This is a genomic window from Umezawaea sp. (assembly GCF_036375055.1).
In the GTDB taxonomy this organism is placed as follows: Bacteria; Actinomycetota; Actinomycetes; order Mycobacteriales; family Pseudonocardiaceae; genus Umezawaea.
Genome location: NZ_DASUSQ010000073.1, coordinates 1 through 15896 on the forward strand (window position 1 = coordinate 1; position 15896 = coordinate 15896).

General features: G+C 72.8%; 12 protein-coding genes. 5 read left to right on the top strand and 7 right to left on the bottom strand.

Features of this window, described 5'->3' with window-relative positions:
• Window positions 1-46: 46 nt before the first annotated feature.
• A complete protein-coding gene (locus VFZ92_RS20430; RefSeq protein WP_330877580.1) occupies window positions 47-649 on the bottom strand; it encodes a hypothetical protein in 603 nt (200 codons plus the stop codon).
• A gap of 115 nt (window positions 650-764) precedes the next feature.
• Complete coding sequence (locus tag VFZ92_RS20435; protein ID WP_330877581.1) at window positions 765-1538, bottom strand: DeoR/GlpR family DNA-binding transcription regulator; 774 nt, start codon at window positions 1536-1538, stop codon at window positions 765-767.
• Between the two features lie 147 nt (window positions 1539-1685).
• Between VFZ92_RS20435 and VFZ92_RS20440 the strand changes: the two genes are divergently transcribed.
• Window positions 1686-3179 carry a hypothetical protein gene (locus VFZ92_RS20440; RefSeq protein ID WP_330877582.1) on the top strand — a complete coding sequence of 498 codons (1494 nt, stop codon included), beginning with the start codon at window positions 1686-1688 and terminating at the stop codon, window positions 3177-3179.
• A 287-nt stretch (window positions 3180-3466) separates the two neighbouring features.
• Here VFZ92_RS20440 and VFZ92_RS20445 read toward each other — a convergent pair whose 3' ends face one another.
• The gene (locus VFZ92_RS20445; protein ID WP_330877583.1) at window positions 3467-5005 is read right to left on the bottom strand and encodes an ice-binding family protein; all 1539 of its coding nucleotides are present in this window, start codon (window positions 5003-5005) and stop codon (window positions 3467-3469) included.
• Window positions 5006-5501: 496 nt separating this feature from the next.
• Window positions 5502-6194, bottom strand: coding sequence for a response regulator transcription factor (locus VFZ92_RS20450; RefSeq protein WP_330877584.1), 693 nt, complete (start codon window positions 6192-6194; stop codon window positions 5502-5504).
• A 225-nt stretch (window positions 6195-6419) separates the two neighbouring features.
• On the opposite strand from VFZ92_RS20450, the gene VFZ92_RS20455 reads away from it, so the two are divergent.
• The 3 genes from VFZ92_RS20455 (at window position 6420) to VFZ92_RS20465 (ending at window position 9799) form a co-directional block, all read left to right on the top strand.
• Window positions 6420-7526 (top strand): C40 family peptidase, encoded by a 1107-nt coding sequence (locus VFZ92_RS20455; protein ID WP_330877585.1) that lies wholly within the window; start codon window positions 6420-6422, stop codon window positions 7524-7526.
• A gap of 178 nt (window positions 7527-7704) precedes the next feature.
• Entirely contained in the window at window positions 7705-8088 is a 384-nt protein-coding gene (locus VFZ92_RS20460) for a hypothetical protein (protein ID WP_330877586.1), read from the top strand.
• Between the two features lie 88 nt (window positions 8089-8176).
• Entirely contained in the window at window positions 8177-9799 is a 1623-nt protein-coding gene (locus tag VFZ92_RS20465; RefSeq protein ID WP_330877587.1) for an L-lactate permease, read from the top strand.
• Window positions 9800-9802: 3 nt separating this feature from the next.
• On the opposite strand, the gene VFZ92_RS20470 is transcribed toward VFZ92_RS20465, so the two are convergent.
• Genes VFZ92_RS20470 through trpB form a run of 3 tightly spaced genes read right to left on the bottom strand, consistent with a single transcriptional unit; the run spans window position 9803 to window position 12615 of the window.
• Window positions 9803-10624, bottom strand: coding sequence for a GntR family transcriptional regulator (locus tag VFZ92_RS20470; protein ID WP_330877588.1), 822 nt, complete (start codon window positions 10622-10624; stop codon window positions 9803-9805).
• Window positions 10625-10657: 33 nt separating this feature from the next.
• Window positions 10658-11449 carry a tryptophan synthase subunit alpha gene (trpA, locus tag VFZ92_RS20475; RefSeq protein ID WP_330877589.1) on the bottom strand — a complete coding sequence of 264 codons (792 nt, stop codon included), beginning with the start codon at window positions 11447-11449 and terminating at the stop codon, window positions 10658-10660.
• Entirely contained in the window at window positions 11446-12615 is a 1170-nt protein-coding gene (trpB, locus tag VFZ92_RS20480) for a tryptophan synthase subunit beta (protein ID WP_330877611.1), read from the bottom strand. The genes trpA and trpB overlap by 4 nt, the downstream gene beginning before the upstream one ends.
• A gap of 522 nt (window positions 12616-13137) precedes the next feature.
• On the opposite strand from trpB, the gene VFZ92_RS20485 reads away from it, so the two are divergent.
• Window positions 13138-15867 carry an AfsR/SARP family transcriptional regulator gene (locus VFZ92_RS20485; protein ID WP_330877590.1) on the top strand — a complete coding sequence of 910 codons (2730 nt, stop codon included), beginning with the start codon at window positions 13138-13140 and terminating at the stop codon, window positions 15865-15867.
• Window positions 15868-15896 lie beyond the last annotated feature (29 nt).

Sequence of the window (15896 nt, forward strand, 5' to 3'; positions counted from 1 at the left end):
CCCGGTGGTGAGCGGCGCCGTCGGGCGCCGCTCACCACGGGACCGGTCAGGAGATCTCGACCGTGGTGGTCGTGTACGCGAGCGCTCCGGACGAGTCGGTGGCGCGGACCCTGATCGCGTACGTGCCGGGCTCGGCGTAGGTGTAGTCGATGTCCTGCATGGAGTCGGCCGGGCCGGTGGTGTAGGAGGTGTCGTCCCAGTCGACGCGCAGCCTCGTCACGTCGTAGCCGTTGGTGAAGGTGGTGTGCACCACGACGGTGCGCGGGCCGCTCAGCGACGCGGTCGCGGTGACCGTCAGCGGTCCGACCGACGGGACGACGACGATCGACCCCGTCGACACCACCTCCAGGCCCGTGGTCGTGCGGGCGGTCTGGGTGATCCGGTACGTGCCGGGCTCGGCGTACGGGTGCAGGAGGGTGTCGCACGGCCCGGTGGCCACCTGGTCGTCACCGAAGTCCGTCTCGCACAGGAACTCCGCCTGCTGGGCGCTGCGGTAGACGCCCCTGATCCTCACGTCGCCACCGACCGGCGCCTGGGTCGACCCGACCGAGAACGACCTGGTGGTCACCTGGTCGGGCTCGGCGGCGGCAGGTGCCGCCGTGCCGACGACGGCCACGGCCACAGCGGCCACCAGAACAGCGAACTTCATGGTTCCCCCCAAAGTGTCCACCCCGGAAGTGCCTCCCCCGAGGCCCCCGCCCTGTGCGGGCGAGGACGAACGGTAGTGGATCAGGGCCCGGTGGATGAAGGTGCCGAGGGGCGCGTCACCCGGATGGCTCGGCGACGTGGACTGCGACCCCGGCCGCGCGCAGCCGGTCGAGTTCGGCCGCCGGGGCCCCGGTGTCGGTGACCACGTGCGCGATGCGGTCCGGCGCGACGGTCTGGACCATCGTGTCGACGCCGATCTTCGTGTGGTCGGCCAGGACCGCCACGTCGTCGGCGATGGCCGCCATGGCCCGGTCGACCCCGGCGACCGCGGTGTTCGGCGTGGACAGGCCGTGGCTCGCGGACAGACCGTTGCCGGACAGGAACGCGCGCTGCACGCGCAGCCCGCTGATCCCCTGCTCGGCGGTGCTGCCGACCAGCGCGAAGATCGCTCCCCTCAGGACCCCGCCGGGCAGGATCACCTCGACGCCGGTGCTCCGCGCGAGGGCTTGGGCGACCAGCAGGGAGTTGGTCACGACGGTCAGCCGGGGCACCCTGGCGAGGCGGCGGGCCAGGGCCTGGGTCGTGGTGCCCGCTCCGACGACGATCGCGTCACCCGGCGACACCAGGTCGGCGGCGAGGTCGGCGATGGCCGCCTTGGCCGCGCCCGCCACGCCCGCCTTCTCCGAGTGGCTGGGCTCGTAGGCGGGGCCGTCGGTGGCGACCGCGCCGCCGCGCCCGCGCACCAGCAGCCCCTCGGTGTCGAGGAACCGCAGGTCGCGGCGGACGGTGACCTCGCTGGCCCCGACGATCCTGGCCAGCTCGCGCAGCGACACGGCCCCGTTGGTGCGGACCAGTTCGAGGATCACCTGGCGACGTTCGGCGGCGAACACGGCCACAGGATAGGTCGTTCCTGATCGGAACTGATCGTTCGGGAGCCGATCGAACGCCACTTCCGATCAATCCCTGGTGCCCGACGACCGTCTCCGGGTACATCTCGTGGACCGGTCACCGGTGATCGGAACGAGGGAGGCACACGTATGGAGGGCGGAATCGATCGCCGCAGCCTGCTGCGCGGAGTGGGGGCGGTGGGCTGCGCGGCAGTGCTGCCCGGCCTGCTCGGCACCGCGACGGCGGCGGCGCAACCGGGCGCGACCCCGTTCGACCTGCACTTCGAGGTCACCCACAAGTTCCGGCCGTTCGACCTCATCGCACCGAGGTTCACCCAGTACGACAGCGCGATCGGCGCCCTGACCACCCTGGGCACCCTGATCTCCACCGGTGTGCGGCCGAGGGCCCCGTTCGGGTCGGTGCTGGTGGAGGTGCAGGGCGTCGACGGTCCCGGTGCCGTGGTCGCCGGTCTGGCGGGCGGCGGCACGTCCGTGCTGGGCACGGTGGACCCGTCGGCCGGGCGCGCGACCATCGAGGTCACGGCGGGCGGCACGACCACGGTGGTGAAGACGGCCGAGGTGCGGGTGTCCGGCGCGTTCCGGATGGCCGTGGTGGTCAACGAGAACGCGGTGACCGTCCTGGTGGACACCACCGGCACGGGCACCGCGTGGCAGCCGGTCGTGACGGAGCGCGACCGCGTCCGCGCGCTGGTCGACCTGCGCGTGCCCGCCGTGCTCGGCAAGCTCGACTACTCCTACGGCGGTCGCGGCACCGGCTCGGTCCGCCTCGGCCGGGTGCGGGCGGGCTACTACGGCCAGGCCGGGGTGCGGGACCCGCACGTCGTGCAGCACGCCGACGGCAAGCCGTACATCCGCGACGGCAAGCTCTACCTGACGATGACCAACGCCGGGCTGGGCTTCTTCCAGCAGGCGCACTGGGCGGTGTGGACGCTCGACCTGGCCGACCCGTCCAAGCTGGAGCAGGTCGCGGTGCTGTTCTTCGCCCGAGACGGCGTGGTGGTGGGCGACCACGCGGGCCAGATCGTCTACGACGACCGCACCCGCCGGTTCATCCTGCTCATGAGTTCCTGGGGCGACTTCGACTTCCGCGGCGTGCACGTCCGCCACACGACCACGACCGCGAACGTCCTGTCCGGCGTCCACGTCCTGTCCACCGAACGCCTGGCGCTGCCGACGTCCGTCAGCTCGTGGGACCCCGCGCTGACCCGCGTCGACGGCCGGTGGCGGCTCGCGTTCGTGGAGAGCGAGGCCCAGCAGCCGTCGTTCATCTTCCACCCGGCCCTGGCGGTGGGCCCGCCGGGCGCCGACTACGCCGACTCGCTGAGCCTGGTCGGCGCGGACACGACCGTCGACCAGACCGAGGGCACGATCATCCAGCGGGTGGGCCGCCAGTGGTACGTGTTCGCCAGCGACGGCGACGCCCGCGAGTACCCGGTGTACGACCTGGCGATGCGCAAGCTCGGCACGCTCGACGCGCCCTACGGCACCAACATCCCGCACCCGGTCCTGCTGCCCGTGGGCCGCGACTGGGTGATGATCACGTTCGACGGCACCCAGTACGCCGAGTCCGTCCTGGGCTACGGCGGCCACGGTGACCTGGTGGTCATGCGGTCCACGGGATGAGGCACCGGTGCGCCGCCCCGGTGCCGGGGCGGCGCACCGGGACGGCCGCGGCCCGCGGCAGGGCGGTCAGGCACGCGGGGTAGTCGTCGCACCCGGTGGCCGCGCCGCGCCGATCGCCGACGGCGGTGCCGGTGGCACCGCCGCTCCGACGAACTCCCCGGTGAATTCGCGCATCACGCACCTCCTTCGACCGAACGATGATGAAGGAGCGGATGCCTCGTCGCGACGCGACGACCGGATCCCGTTGTTCTCGCACATTTATCAGCGTGGCCTCCGGACCGCGTCACTCACATTTTCCGCGACTTTCGCGAGCGGAGGGTGACCAGGAGGAGAGCGCCGCCGAGGAGGAGCAGCACGCCGATCGCGAGCGCGGACCCCAGTCCGCTGCTCACCCCGGTGCTGGCAAGGCCGGACGAGTAGTAGCCCGATTCCGAATCGTCGGTCCACACCCGCTCACCCGAACCGGCGCCCTTTCGGCCCGCGAGGGCGCTGTCGGTCGTGGAGGTGCCCGACGCGGTCCACGAGGTGGTCGAGGACCCGGTCGTCGCCTCCAGCGCGGCCGTGGTGCCCGAGGTCGTCGAGCCGGTCGTGGTCGGCGTCGTCGTGGTCGTGGACTCCTCCGTGGTGGAGGGCGTCGTGGTGGTCGTCGTCCCGTCCGTGGTCTTCCCGTCCGTCGTCGTGGTCGAGTCGGTGGTGGTCGAGTCGGTCGTGGGTCGGGTGGTGGTCGTGGTGTCCGTCGTCGACGTGTCCGTGGTCGTGGTGTCCGTCGTCGACGTGTCCGTGGTCGTCGTCGTTTCCTCGGTCGTGGTGGTGGTCCCACCCGTGGTCGTCGTGGTCTCGTCCGTCGTCGACGTGTCCGTCGTCGTGGTCGTCGGCTCCGTCGTCGTGGTCGTCGGCTCGGTCGTGGTGGTGGTCGGCTCGGTCGTGGACGTGTCAGTGGTGGACGTGTCGGTCGTGGTGGTCGTCTCGTCCGTGGTCGTGGTCGTGTCCGTGGTGGTCGTCGTCGGTTCCGCGGTGGTCGTGGTGTCGTCGGTGGTCGTCGTCGTCACGTCGGTCGTGGTGGTCGTGATCGGCGTCAGGTCGCACCCCGGCACCGTGAACACGTTGTCGTCCAACGAGACCTGCCCGTTGCGCGCCAGCGCCCGCCCTTCGACGACCGCGCCCGTGTTCACGGTGATCGAGGTCAGCGCGAGGACGCTCCCGATGAACGACGAGTTGGTGCCGAGGGTCGCGGAGCTGCCGACCTGCCAGTAGACGTTGCACGGCTGGGCGCCGTTGACCAGGTCGATGCTGCTGGCCGACGCGGTGATCAGGGTGGAGGCGATCTGGAAGATGAAGACCGAGCTCGGGTCGTTCTGGCCGTCGAGCGTCAGGGTCCCGCTCAGCGACAGCGGGCCGGTCGACTTGTAGACCCCGCCCGGCAGCACCTGCCCCACCAGGTCGTCCGAGACGCTCGCGGTCGGCGCCCGGCCCGCGGCGTCGTCGTAGGCGATCACCAGGTCGGACTGCGCCTGTGCGGCCACCGCGTTGCCCGCGTTCGTCGCCCCGCCCACGAGCCCCGGCGGGAAGCCGGTGATGGCCGTGCCGGGACTGACGCCGAGGTCACCGCCGAGGATCGTGTCGCCGGTGTTGGTGACCGTCACACCCCCCAGCACCGAGTAGCTCGCCGCGGTGCCGAGCGGCACGGGCGCCTCCGCGGCTGACGCGGTCGTCTGGCCCGCCAGCAGCCCCACCACCACGAGGGTGCTCGCCGCGGTGACGAGCCCGCCCGCGACGCTCCACCGCCTGCGGTCGAATCGTCCGGTCCGAACTGGATCGCCGTTCATCCAATGGCCTTCCCACTTTTGTCAAGAATGTGATCACGGGGAACAAGGCGAAGCGTGCACCGTGCATTCGAACTGTACGCGGAACAACCAGACCGGACTCGATCACGAATGAATCATGAAAGCGAGCAGCGGAAAACCAGAGGAGAAAAAGAGTTCTCACACGGGCTGATCCGGTAACGCTCACCGTCGACTTTCCGATGGGGAGGCTCCCACCTTCGACAAAAGGCCACCGGAAGACCGGTATCCGCCGTTCTAAACTTGTAATTCACCCACAGGAGCCCCAAAACCACAAATACACTCGATCGGGTGATTCGCGAATGTGGTGTCGTCAACGAGTGCCGAATCGATGCTCATCGGTGGTCCGCCACCACGGACGGGCAGGTCGGGTACCGGAACTCCGAAGCCGCGCGGGCCACCCGGTCGCGGCGCCGTCCGGGCACCTCATCGGCACGCCGTGCGTCCCGGCCGGTGTCCCCGTCGTCGACCACGAGCGCCCTCACGGCCCGACCTCGGCCACGTACCGGTAGCCGACCCCGCGCACGGTGGTGATCATCCCGGCCTCGCCGGTCGCGCTGAGCTTGCGCCTCAGGTTGGACATGTGGACGTCGACGGCGTGGTCGTCGGCCAGCCACGAGCCGCCCCACACGCGTTCCCGGAGCTGCTCGCGCGTGTGCACCTGGCGCGCGTTCTCCATCAGCGCGGCCAGCAGGTCGAACTCGATCCTCGTCAGCACCACGACCTCACCCGCCACCCTGACCTCCCTGGCCTCCAGGTCGATCTCGACCGGGCCCGGCTCCACCGCGGTGGCTCCCACCAGGTCGCGCGGGCGGCGGAGCACGGCCTGGACCCTGGCCAGCAGCTCCCGCGGCGAGAACGGCTTCGTCAGGTAGTCGTCGGCCCCGACGGACAGCCCGATGAGCTTGTCCTCCTCCTCGGCGCGGCAGGTCAGCATGAGCACGTAGGAGTTGGAGAACCGCCGCAGCCTCCGGCAGACCTCGACCCCGTCCGGACCTGGCAGGCCCAGGTCGAGCAGCACCACGTCGGGCCGCCAGTCCCGCGCGGCGACCAGGGCTAGGTCGCCGTCGCCCACGGACCGCACGTCGAGGCCTGCGTCCGCGAGCGCCAGCTCGATCAGGTAGCTGATCTCGGGGTCGTCCTCGACGACCAGGACCTTCGCGGGCTCGCTCATCCCCGCCATTGTGCGCGTTCCGGCGCGGACCGCCACCGAGGACTCGGAGATCACCGCGGTCCGATCTCGACGGCCGTCCTCGTGGGAGCGGCAGCTCCTCCAGCGCCCCTGGTGGGCGTCCGGGGAACCTCAAGTTATCCGCAAGCACTCGCCGCACCCCGTCCGCCGCCCGGATCCGCGCCTAACGTCGGGCTGTCACCACGTCCGTCGCAAGAGGAGCCCGCCGTGAAGAAGCACGCCGCGTCCACGTTCGTCCTGGTGTTCCTGACCGCCGCGCTGATCGGCGTGGTCGGTCCGCCGGGAACGGCCGCCGCGCAGGAGCCCACCGCCCCCGGCACCGCCCGCTACGAGGAGTTGAGCCGGTCCGCCGCGCGCGCCAGCGAGGACGTGCTGACCGCCCGGCAGGTCCTCGCCGACACGCGGGTGGCGCTGGACGAGGCGACCGGCGCGGCGGACCGGTCGCGGGTCCTCGCCGACGAGGCCGCCCAGGCGCTCACCCTCGCCACCGAAGCGGCCGACCGGGCGCAGCGCGTGGAGGCCGGGCTGCGGGCCGAGATCGACCACATCGTGGAGATCTCCTTCAAGGGGCTGCGGCTGAACGGTCTGGCGGCGATCTTCAGCAGCGACTCGCCCGAGGAGTTCCTCGACGCCGCGATGATCATGGACGTGTACGCCGAGCGGCACGGTGACCTCGTCTCCGCTGCCGCCACCGCCTCGACCGACGCCGCGGTGGCCAGGGGCGAGGCGGACGCGGCCCGCACCAGCGCGGCGGAAGCCAGCCTGGCCGCCGACGACGCCCTCGGCACCGCGCGGCGGCTCACCGACGAGGCGGCCGAGGCCGCGCGCGGTGCGGAACTGCGCCAGGAGCGGCTGGACGGCGAGGTGGCGGAGGTGCGTCGGGCCCTCGACCAGCTGGCGGGTGCCGACCGGGCCCTGCTGAGCGGCACCGGTCCGGCCGTCGACGTCCCGGCGGCCGGGAGCGCCGGGGGCGACGCCGTGCGCTTCGCGCTGACCCAGCTCGGCAAGCCGTACGTCTGGGGCGCGGTCGGGCCGGACACCTACGACTGCTCGGGTCTCGTCATGACGGCGTTCCGGTCGGCGGGCGTGGCCGTCCCCCGCACCACCTACACCCAGGCCCTGATCGGCACGCCGGTGCGGCGTGACCAGGTCCGGGCGGGCGACCTGGTGCTGTACCACGACTCGCTGAGCCACGTCGCCATGGTGGTCGACGGAACCATGGCCGTGCACGCGCCGACCGCGGGCGAGCCGGTGAAGGTGAGCCCGATCAACGCGATCGGCCCCATCGCGACCATCCGGCGGATCGGCGGCTAGCACGGGGTCGGTCGACGCACGACCGGGGCCCGGCCCGTGGACCCGACCTCCACCTGGACCGCCTGTCCCCCGAGGACACCGCGCCGCCGAACCGCGACCGTCCGGACCGGGTGGGCGGGCAACCCGCGGGACCCGTGCGGCGTGGAGGGAGCAGGAGCGGTCACGGGTGGGAGGTTCGATGGCTGTCGCGGTGCGCGTGCTCGTCGCGCTGTCGGTGATCGCGCAGGTGGCCGCCGTCGCGGCGGCCCGGCACGCGGACGCCGCGTACCGGGACGGCCGGTACGAGGAGCTGTCGCGAACGTCCCTGGTGAGCCTCGCGGCCCTCGCGGTGCTGGCGCTCGTGGGGTTGACGACGAGCGCGGTGTCGGCGTTCTGGCTGTGGGAGGAACGCGGCCGGTGGGCGTGGCTGTGCTGGGCGGCGGGTCCGCTCTGCCTGGCCGCGCAGGGCTTCGCGTTCTTCGGGCAGCGCACGGTCGTGTACCTGGTCCTCCTCGTGCTGCACGTCGTGTCCGGACTGGCGCTGGCCGCGGCGTTCCGGCCTCCGGCGGCGCGCTCCAGTTGAGACGGCCGCGGAACGCGGTCGGTTGACCACGGTGAGCCACTGCCCCTAGCGTCGTGGGAAAGCGCGTTCCCTCACCGAGGAGGAGCACGTGTACCAGCCGGTCCTCGACGCCGTCTCGGGTTCGCTCGGCCTGACGGCGCTGTTCGCCGCACTGCCGCTGGTCACGTTGTTCGTGCTGCTGGGCGTCGTGCGGATGAGAGCGTGGCTCGCGGCGCTGCTGTCGCTGCTGATCGCCCTGCTGGTCGCGGTCGTCGCCTACCCCATGCCGGTCGGCCAGGCGCTGCTCGCGGCGTCGGAGGGCGCGGCGTTCGGGTTCTTCCCGATCCTGTGGATCGTGGTCAACGCGATCTGGGTGTACAACATGACCGTCCACACCGGGCACTTCGACGTGCTGCGGCGGTCGTTCGCCCGCGTCAGCGACGACCAGCGGATCCAGGGCGTGATCATCGCGTTCTGCTTCGGGGCGCTGCTCGAAGCGCTCGCCGGGTTCGGCACACCGGTCGCGATCACCAGCGTCATGTTGGTGGCGCTGGGTTTCCGGCCGTTGAAGGCGGCGACCGTCGCGCTCGTCGCGAACACGGCGCCGGTCGCGTTCGGCGCGCTGGCCGTGCCGATCACGACGCTGGCGACGGTCACCGGGCTCCCGGTGCAGGACCTGGCGTCGATGGTCGGCAGGCAGACGCCGCTGCTGGGCGTGTTCGTGCCGATGGCGCTGGTGCTGATCATCGACGGGCCGCGCGGGGTGCGGCGCACGCTGCCCGCGACGGTCGTCTGCGGTGTCACGTTCGCGCTCGCGCAGTTCGCCACCGCCAACTACTTCAGCGTCCCGCTCACCGACATCGTCGCCGCGCTGGTGAGCGCCGCGGCGACCGTGCTGCTGCTGCGGGTGTGGCGGCCGGTGGACACCTACGTCGAGGCGGTCGCGCCCGGCGGCGCGGGGTCGTCGGCGGAACCGGCGCCGGAGCGGGACTCCCCCGCGGAGGTGTTCCGGGCGTACGCCCCGTACGGCGTGATCATCGCCGTGTTCGCCCTCGCGCAGATCCCCTTCGTCAAGAGCGCGCTCGCAGGCGTCACCCGGACGTTCTCCTGGCCCGGCCTGCACCTGCTGACGGCGAACGGGAAACCGTCCACCCTGCCGGTGTTCAAGGTCGACTGGCTCGCCTCCGGCGGAACGCTGCTGATCATCGCCGGGCTCATCACGATGCCGCTGATCGGCATCGGCGCGCGCCGGGCGTGGAGCACCTACCTGGCGACCTACCGGCAGCTGGCGGCGGCGATCGTCACGGTGATGGCCGTGCTCGCGCTGGCGTACGTGATGAACGCGAGCGGCCAGACGGCGACGCTCGGCACGTGGATGGCGGGCGCGGGCGCGTTCTTCGCGGTGCTGTCGCCGATCCTCGGCTGGATCGGGGTGGCCGTGACCGGCTCGGACACGTCGTCGAACTCGCTGTTCGGCGCGCTCCAGGTCGCCGCGGCGCAGCAGGCCGGGCTGAGCACGACGCTGATGGCGGCGGCCAACTCGTCCGGCGGCGTGCTGGGCAAGATGATCAGCCCGCAGAACCTCGCCATCGCGGCGGCGGCGGTCGGCGTGTCCGGGAAGGAGGGGGACCTGTTCCGCAAGGTCCTCCTGTGGAGCATCGGCTTCCTGGCGCTGATGTGCGCCCTGGTCTACCTCCAGTCCACGCCCGTGCTGTCGTGGATGGTGCCGTAGCGGCTACTCCAGGACGTACCGGACGTTCGGACCCGTCGCCTCCCGCTCGATCGTCACCACCATGCGGTCGCTCACGAGCAGCGCGTCGTCGTGCACGAGCGCCGCGCCGTACCCGTCGAACGTCAACCGGTCGCTGCGCAACCCGACCGCACCCGGCACGACGTGCAGCAGGGCCGCCACCTCCGGCGACATCGACTGCGGCGTGATCGTCTCGGTGGCGCGCGCGGGCACCGCGCCGCAGCGCTCGGCCAGCAGCCCGTACAGCGACTCGACGCGGAAGTCCGCGTCCAGCAGGGCCGAGCCGAGCGACTCCGGCACGCGGGACGTCTGGTGCACCACGGGGTTCGGGCCGACCAGGCGCAGCCGTTCGACCTCCAGCACGCGGTCGCCCTCCGCGAGGCCGAGGCGGGCGGCGATCCGCGGGGTGGCCTCGACGACCTCCGCGCGCAGCAGCGTCGTGTCCATCGCGATGCCCTGGCCGCGCAGGTCGTCGACGATGCTGCCCAGACCCGTCGCCACGTAGGGGACCCGGTTGATCCGCACGTACGTGCCCTTGCCGGGGATCTGCTCGACGACGCCCTGCGCTTCCAGGGCCTGCAACGCCTGCCTCAGCGTCATCAGGCTCACGCCGTACTGGCTGCTCAGGTCGCGCTGGGACGGCAGCGGCCCACCCGCGCGGAACTCGGCTCGCCCGATCCGGCGCAGCAGGTCGCGTTCGATGATCACGTACTTCGGCGTGGCGACGGCCTTCGTGAGCTGGTGCTCGGTGTCCCGCCGCGGGTTCGCCATGCTGCCCGTCCTCCTGGTCCGTCCCACGTGGATCACCGTGGGAGACGGTATCCGCCGGGACGGCCCGCGTCATCCGCGGGCCCGGTCCAGTGCCGCGCGGAACCCGCCGACCAGCTCGCCGACGCCCGCCGGGCCGCCGCCCTCGGCCACGCGGCGCATCACCGGCGCCCCGATGATCACGCCGTCGGCCACGCCCGCGACCCTCTCGGCGTTCTCCGCCGTGGACACGCCGACGCCGATCAGGACCGGCTTGTCCGTGACGTCCTTGAGCCGCCGCGCCATGGCGCGGGCCGAGTCCGTCGGGGCCGCCCGCTCCCCCGTCACGCCCATCACGCCCATGCCGTAGACGAACCCCGTGCTGCGCGCGCACAGCTCCGCCAGCCGGTCGGCCGGTGTGCTGGGCGCGGCGATCAGCACCGCCGCCACGCCGTGCGCGGCGGCGTCGGCCTCCCACGACACCGACTCCTCCAGCGGCAGGTCCGGCAGGATGGCGCCACCGACCCCGCTCTCGACCAGCAGCCGGGCGAACTCGCGCTGCCCGTGCTGGAGCACGAGGTTGTAGTAGGTCATGGCGATCAGCGGCACGTCGCGCCGGTACGCGGCGAGGTCGCGCAGCACGGACCCTGGCGTCGTGCCGCGCTCCAGCGACCGGACGGACGCGGCCTGGATCACCGGGCCGTCGATCACCGGGTCGCTGAACGGGATGCCGATCTCCACGGCGTCCGCGCCCGCGTCGACCGCGGCGTGCACGAGGTCGACCCAGTCGTCGGACACGCCCCCGGTGACGTAGGGGACCAGCAGCTTGCGGGTGGTTCCGCGCAGGTGGGCTTCGAGCGTGGTGGGGTACGCCGTCGTCGTCATGCCGTGCCGCCCTTGCCGAGGAGGGTGATGACCTGGTGCATGTCCTTGTCGCCCCGGCCGGAGAGGTTGACCAGCACGGTCGAGCCGAGCGGGACCTCCCGGCCCGCCTCGCGCAGCAGGTAGGCGAACGCGTGCGCGGACTCCAGCGCGGGGATGAGGCCTTCGAGCCTGCTCAGCTCCCGCACGGCGACGACCACCTCGTCGTCGGTGACGGACGGGTAGGTGGCGCGGCCGATCTCGGCGAGGTGGGAGTGCTCCGGTCCGATGCCGGGGTAGTCCAGGCCCGCGGAGATCGAGTGAGCCTCCAGGACCTGACCGGGGCCGTCCTGGAGCAGCATGCTCCTGGCCCCGTGCACGACGCCGACGCGGCCCGCGCCGACGGCCGCGCCACCGGCGGCCTCCACGCCGATCAGGGCGGCACCGGTGTCGGCGAACCCGGCGAAGATCCCGGCCGCGTTGGAGCCGCCGCCGACGCAGGCGACCACGTGCGTCGGGTCGGCGCCGTCGAGCAGTTCCCGGCACTGGGCGAGCGACTCGTCGCCGATGACCCGCTGGAACTCGCGCACCATCCACGGGTACGGGTGCGGCCCGAGGACCGAGCCCATGCAGTAGTAGGTCGTGTCGACGGAGGCCACCCAGTCGCGCAGGGCGTCGTTGACGGCGTCCTTGAGCGTCCGGCTGCCCGAGGAGACCGGCCGGACCTCCGCGCCGAGCAGCTCCATCCGGAAGACGTTGAGCTGCTGGCGCTCCACGTCGACCTCGCCCATGTAGACCACGCACTCCAGGCCGAACAGGGCGCACGCGGTCGCGGTCGCGACGCCGTGCTGCCCGGCGCCGGTCTCGGCGATCACCCTGGTCTTGCCCGTGCGCTTGGCCAGCAGCGCCTGGCCCAGCACGTTGTTGATCTTGTGTGAGCCGGTGTGGTTGAGGTCTTCGCGCTTGGCCAGCACCCGGATGCCGAGTTCCTCGGAGAGCCTGCGGCACTCGGTGACCGGCGACGGCCTGCCCACGTAGTGCCTGAGGTAGCCGTCCAGCTCACCCCGGAACGCCGGGTCGGCCCAGGCCTCGGTGAACGCCCGCTCCAGCTCCAGGCAGGCGGGCACGATCGGCTCCGGCACGAACAGGCCGCCGAATTCGCCGAATCGCCCCGCCACGGGATTCCCCATGAAGGGTGTGGTCACGGACATGCCGATCCTCCGGACACGAGTGAGAATGGTTCACCACTGAACAGGAAGACCGTCGGCCAATGGCACAACGACCCGTCCGGCGCGCGCCCCACCTGGCACAACACCCACCTGCCCCGACTGGCTCGCGATCCATGCTCGCTCACGGGATCCACTGTTGTCAACCACAGTTCTAGATCGGTGAAAATGCTCCTCCCATTGTCAACCCGACCGTTCCGCGGCGCCGCACCCCCAGTGAGCGGCGCCGCGGAACGGTCGACGATCGGGACTCAGCGACCGCCGCCGGACAGGACGGTCACCCTGTTCGGTCCGCCGTTGTCGACCCCGGTCCTGACCGGGGCGACGACCCGCCCGGTGCAGCGCGTGCCGTTCTCGCGGACGAACTCCACGGTGTGCCTCTCGGTGGGGAACGGTGCTCCGCCGTCGGCGGGACCGTGCCCACCACGTTCGTCCCAAGATCGGGAACGAACCTAGGATGAACCTGGAATCGCCTGATGGGAGTACGTGGTCTTGCCGCTGGAGTTCGGTCTGCTCGGTGATGTCGAGGTGCGCCTGGACGGGCGGGTCGTCGACGTCGGTCACGTCCGGCGGCGCTGCGTGCTGGTGGCCCTGCTCGTGGAGGAGGGCCGACCCGTCCCGGTCGACCGGCTGCTCGACCGCGTCTGGGGCGAACGGGCTCCGCAGCGGGCGCGGGACACGCTCTACGGCTACGTGTCGAAGCTGCGCCGCCTGCTGGACGTCGACATCGACCGGCAGCCCGGCGGCTACCAGCTCGCGGTCGACCCGGACACCGTCGACCTGCTGCGCTTCCGGTCGCTCGTGCGGCAGGCGCGCGACACCTCCGACGACGAGCGCGCGCTGGTCCTGCTGGACGACGCGCTCGCGCTGTGGCGCGGCCAGGCGCTGGCCGGGCTGGAGTCGCCGTGGCTGGACGCGCTGCGCGACACCCTGCACGCCGAGCGCGAGGCGGCCGAACTCGACCGCTACGACGCGGCCCTGCGCTGCGGCCGGCACGCGGCGGTGCTGCCGGACCTGCGCGCGGCGACCGCCGACCGCCCGCTCGACGAGCGCCTCGCCGCGCGGCTGATGCTGGCCCTGCACCGCAGCGGGGGCTCGTCCGAGGCGCTGCGGCACTACGAGCACGTGCGGCGCCACCTCGCCGAGGAGCTGGGGGCCGACCCCGGAGCGCCGCTGCGCGAGCTGCACCAGGGCATCCTCCAGGCGGACCCGACCCTCGTCGCCGCCGAGACGCGGGCGGTGCCTCGGCAGCTGCCCGCGCGGCAGCGGTGGTTCACCGGCCGGGAGGGCGAGCTGGCCGCGCTGGACGCGGCCGAACCGGCGGGCACGGTGCTGATCACCGCGATCGGCGGCACCGGCGGGATCGGCAAGACCGCGCTGGCCGTGCAGTGGGCGCACCGGCGCGCGGACGACTTCCCGGACGGCCAGCTCTACGTCGACCTGCGCGGGTTCGACCCGTCCGGCGAACCGCTGGCGCCGACGGTGGCCGTGCGCGGCTTCCTCGAAGCGCTCGGCGAGGACCCGGCGGCCGTCCCGGCCGACCTGGACGCGCAGACCGGTCGGTACCGCGGCCTGGTGTCGGGCAAGCGGCTGCTCGTGGTCCTGGACAACGCCCGCGACACCGAGCAGGTCCGCCCGCTGCTGCCGGGCAGCCCGACGTGCGCGGTGGTCGTCACCAGCCGCCTGCGCCTGCCGGGCCTGCTGACCTCGCACGGCGCCCGGTCGCTCTCGCTGGACGTGCTCGGCGACCGCGAGGCCCACGCCTTCCTCACGGCCAGGCTCGGGGCCGACCGCGTCGCCGCCGAGCCCGACGTGGTGTCCGCGCTGGTCGGGTGGTGCGGCGGCCTCCCGCTGGCGCTGGGCATCGTGGCGGCCCGCGCGGCGCTGGACCCGGACTTCCCGCTCGCGGTGCTCGCCGACGAGCTGCGCGAGTGCTCCGACCGGCTGGACGCGCTGGACGCGGGTGAGATCGGCGCGAGCCTGCGGGCGGTGTTCTCCTGGTCGGTCGACGCGCTGCGCCCCGAGGCGGCCGAGGTGTTCGCCCTGCTGGGCCTCTCGCCGTCATCCGACATCGGTCTGCCCGCCACCGCCGCGCTCACGGGGCTGCCCACCGGCCGGGCGCGGCTCCTGCTGCGGGACCTGGAGAACGCGCACCTCGTGCAGCAGCACGTGCCGGGCCGCTACCGGACGCACGACCTGGTCGGCCTGTACGCCGCCGACCTCGCCCCGCGGGCCGGGCGCGGGGCCGCGCTGCGCAGGCTGGTCGGGTTCCACGTCGGCACCGCGCGGGCGGCGGCGCTGGTGCTGGAGCCGCACAAGCCCCTGCCCGAGGCGGAGCGGGTCGAGGGCTGCCGCCCGCTGGCGTTCGAGGACGGCGCCGCGGCGATGCGGTGGTTCGACACCGAGCACGAGGGTCTGCTGGCGGTGCAGCGGCTCGCCGCCGAGCACGGGTGGCACGAGGACGCCTGGACGCTGGCCAGGACGATGAACAACTACCACCTGCGGCGCGGGCGCTCGGCGGACGACGTGGCGGCGTGGCGGGTGGGGCTCGCCTCGGCCGAGCGGATGGGCGACGCCTCCAAGCAGGCCACCGCGCACCTGTGCCTCGGGGTGGACCTCGTCGAGGTGTCGGCCTCCGAGCAGGGGCACGAGCACCTGCGGCGCTGCCTGGAACTCCTGCGGGAGGGCGACGACCCCGGCCCCCTCGCGAGCGCGCACCGGGCGAACGCGTGGGCGCTGGAGTTCGAGGGCGACTTCGAGGGCGCGCTGGCCCACTCGCTGAGCGCGCTGGAGGGGTTCCGCGCGACCGGTTCCCGGACGCGGGTCGCCGAGTCGCTCAACGAGGTCGGCTGGCGCTACGCGTGCCTCGGGCGGTACGCCGAGGCGCGGCAGTTCTGCGCGGAGGGCATGGCGCTCAACCGCGAACTGGGGCACCGGGAGGGCGTGGCCGCCACGCTGGACAGCCTCGCCCACATCGCCCACCACGACGGCAGGCAGGCCGACGCGGTCGCGCACTACCACGAGGCGCTGGCCCTGTACCGGGAGCTGGACTACAGCACCGAGGAGGCCACCGTCCTGCACCACCTCGGCGACGTGCACGCCGTGACGGGCGAGGACGGCCTGGCGCGGGAGATGTGGGCGAAGGCCCTGGCGCTGTACGAGGTCCAGGGCCGCACCGCCGACGTGGAGGCCGTGTCGGAGCGGTTGCGGGCCTAGCACCCCGGCTCGGGACGGCGGTGTCCCGA

What these genes read in the sequence shown, in the direction of transcription:
- VFZ92_RS20430 (WP_330877580.1), bottom strand. Translation starts at nt 649, where the DNA reads ATGAAGTTCGCTGTTCTGGTGGCCGCTGTGGCCGTGGCCGTCGTCGGC.
- VFZ92_RS20440 (WP_330877582.1), top strand. Translation starts at nt 1,686, where the DNA reads ATGGAGGGCGGAATCGATCGCCGCAGCCTGCTGCGCGGAGTGGGGGCG.
- VFZ92_RS20445 (WP_330877583.1), bottom strand. Translation starts at nt 5,005, where the DNA reads ATGAACGGCGATCCAGTTCGGACCGGACGATTCGACCGCAGGCGGTGG.
- VFZ92_RS20450 (WP_330877584.1), bottom strand. Translation starts at nt 6,194, where the DNA reads ATGAGCGAGCCCGCGAAGGTCCTGGTCGTCGAGGACGACCCCGAGATC.
- VFZ92_RS20460 (WP_330877586.1), top strand. Translation starts at nt 7,705, where the DNA reads ATGGCTGTCGCGGTGCGCGTGCTCGTCGCGCTGTCGGTGATCGCGCAG.
- trpA (WP_330877589.1), bottom strand. Translation starts at nt 11,449, where the DNA reads ATGACGACGACGGCGTACCCCACCACGCTCGAAGCCCACCTGCGCGGA.
- trpB (WP_330877611.1), bottom strand. Translation starts at nt 12,615, where the DNA reads ATGGGGAATCCCGTGGCGGGGCGATTCGGCGAATTCGGCGGCCTGTTC.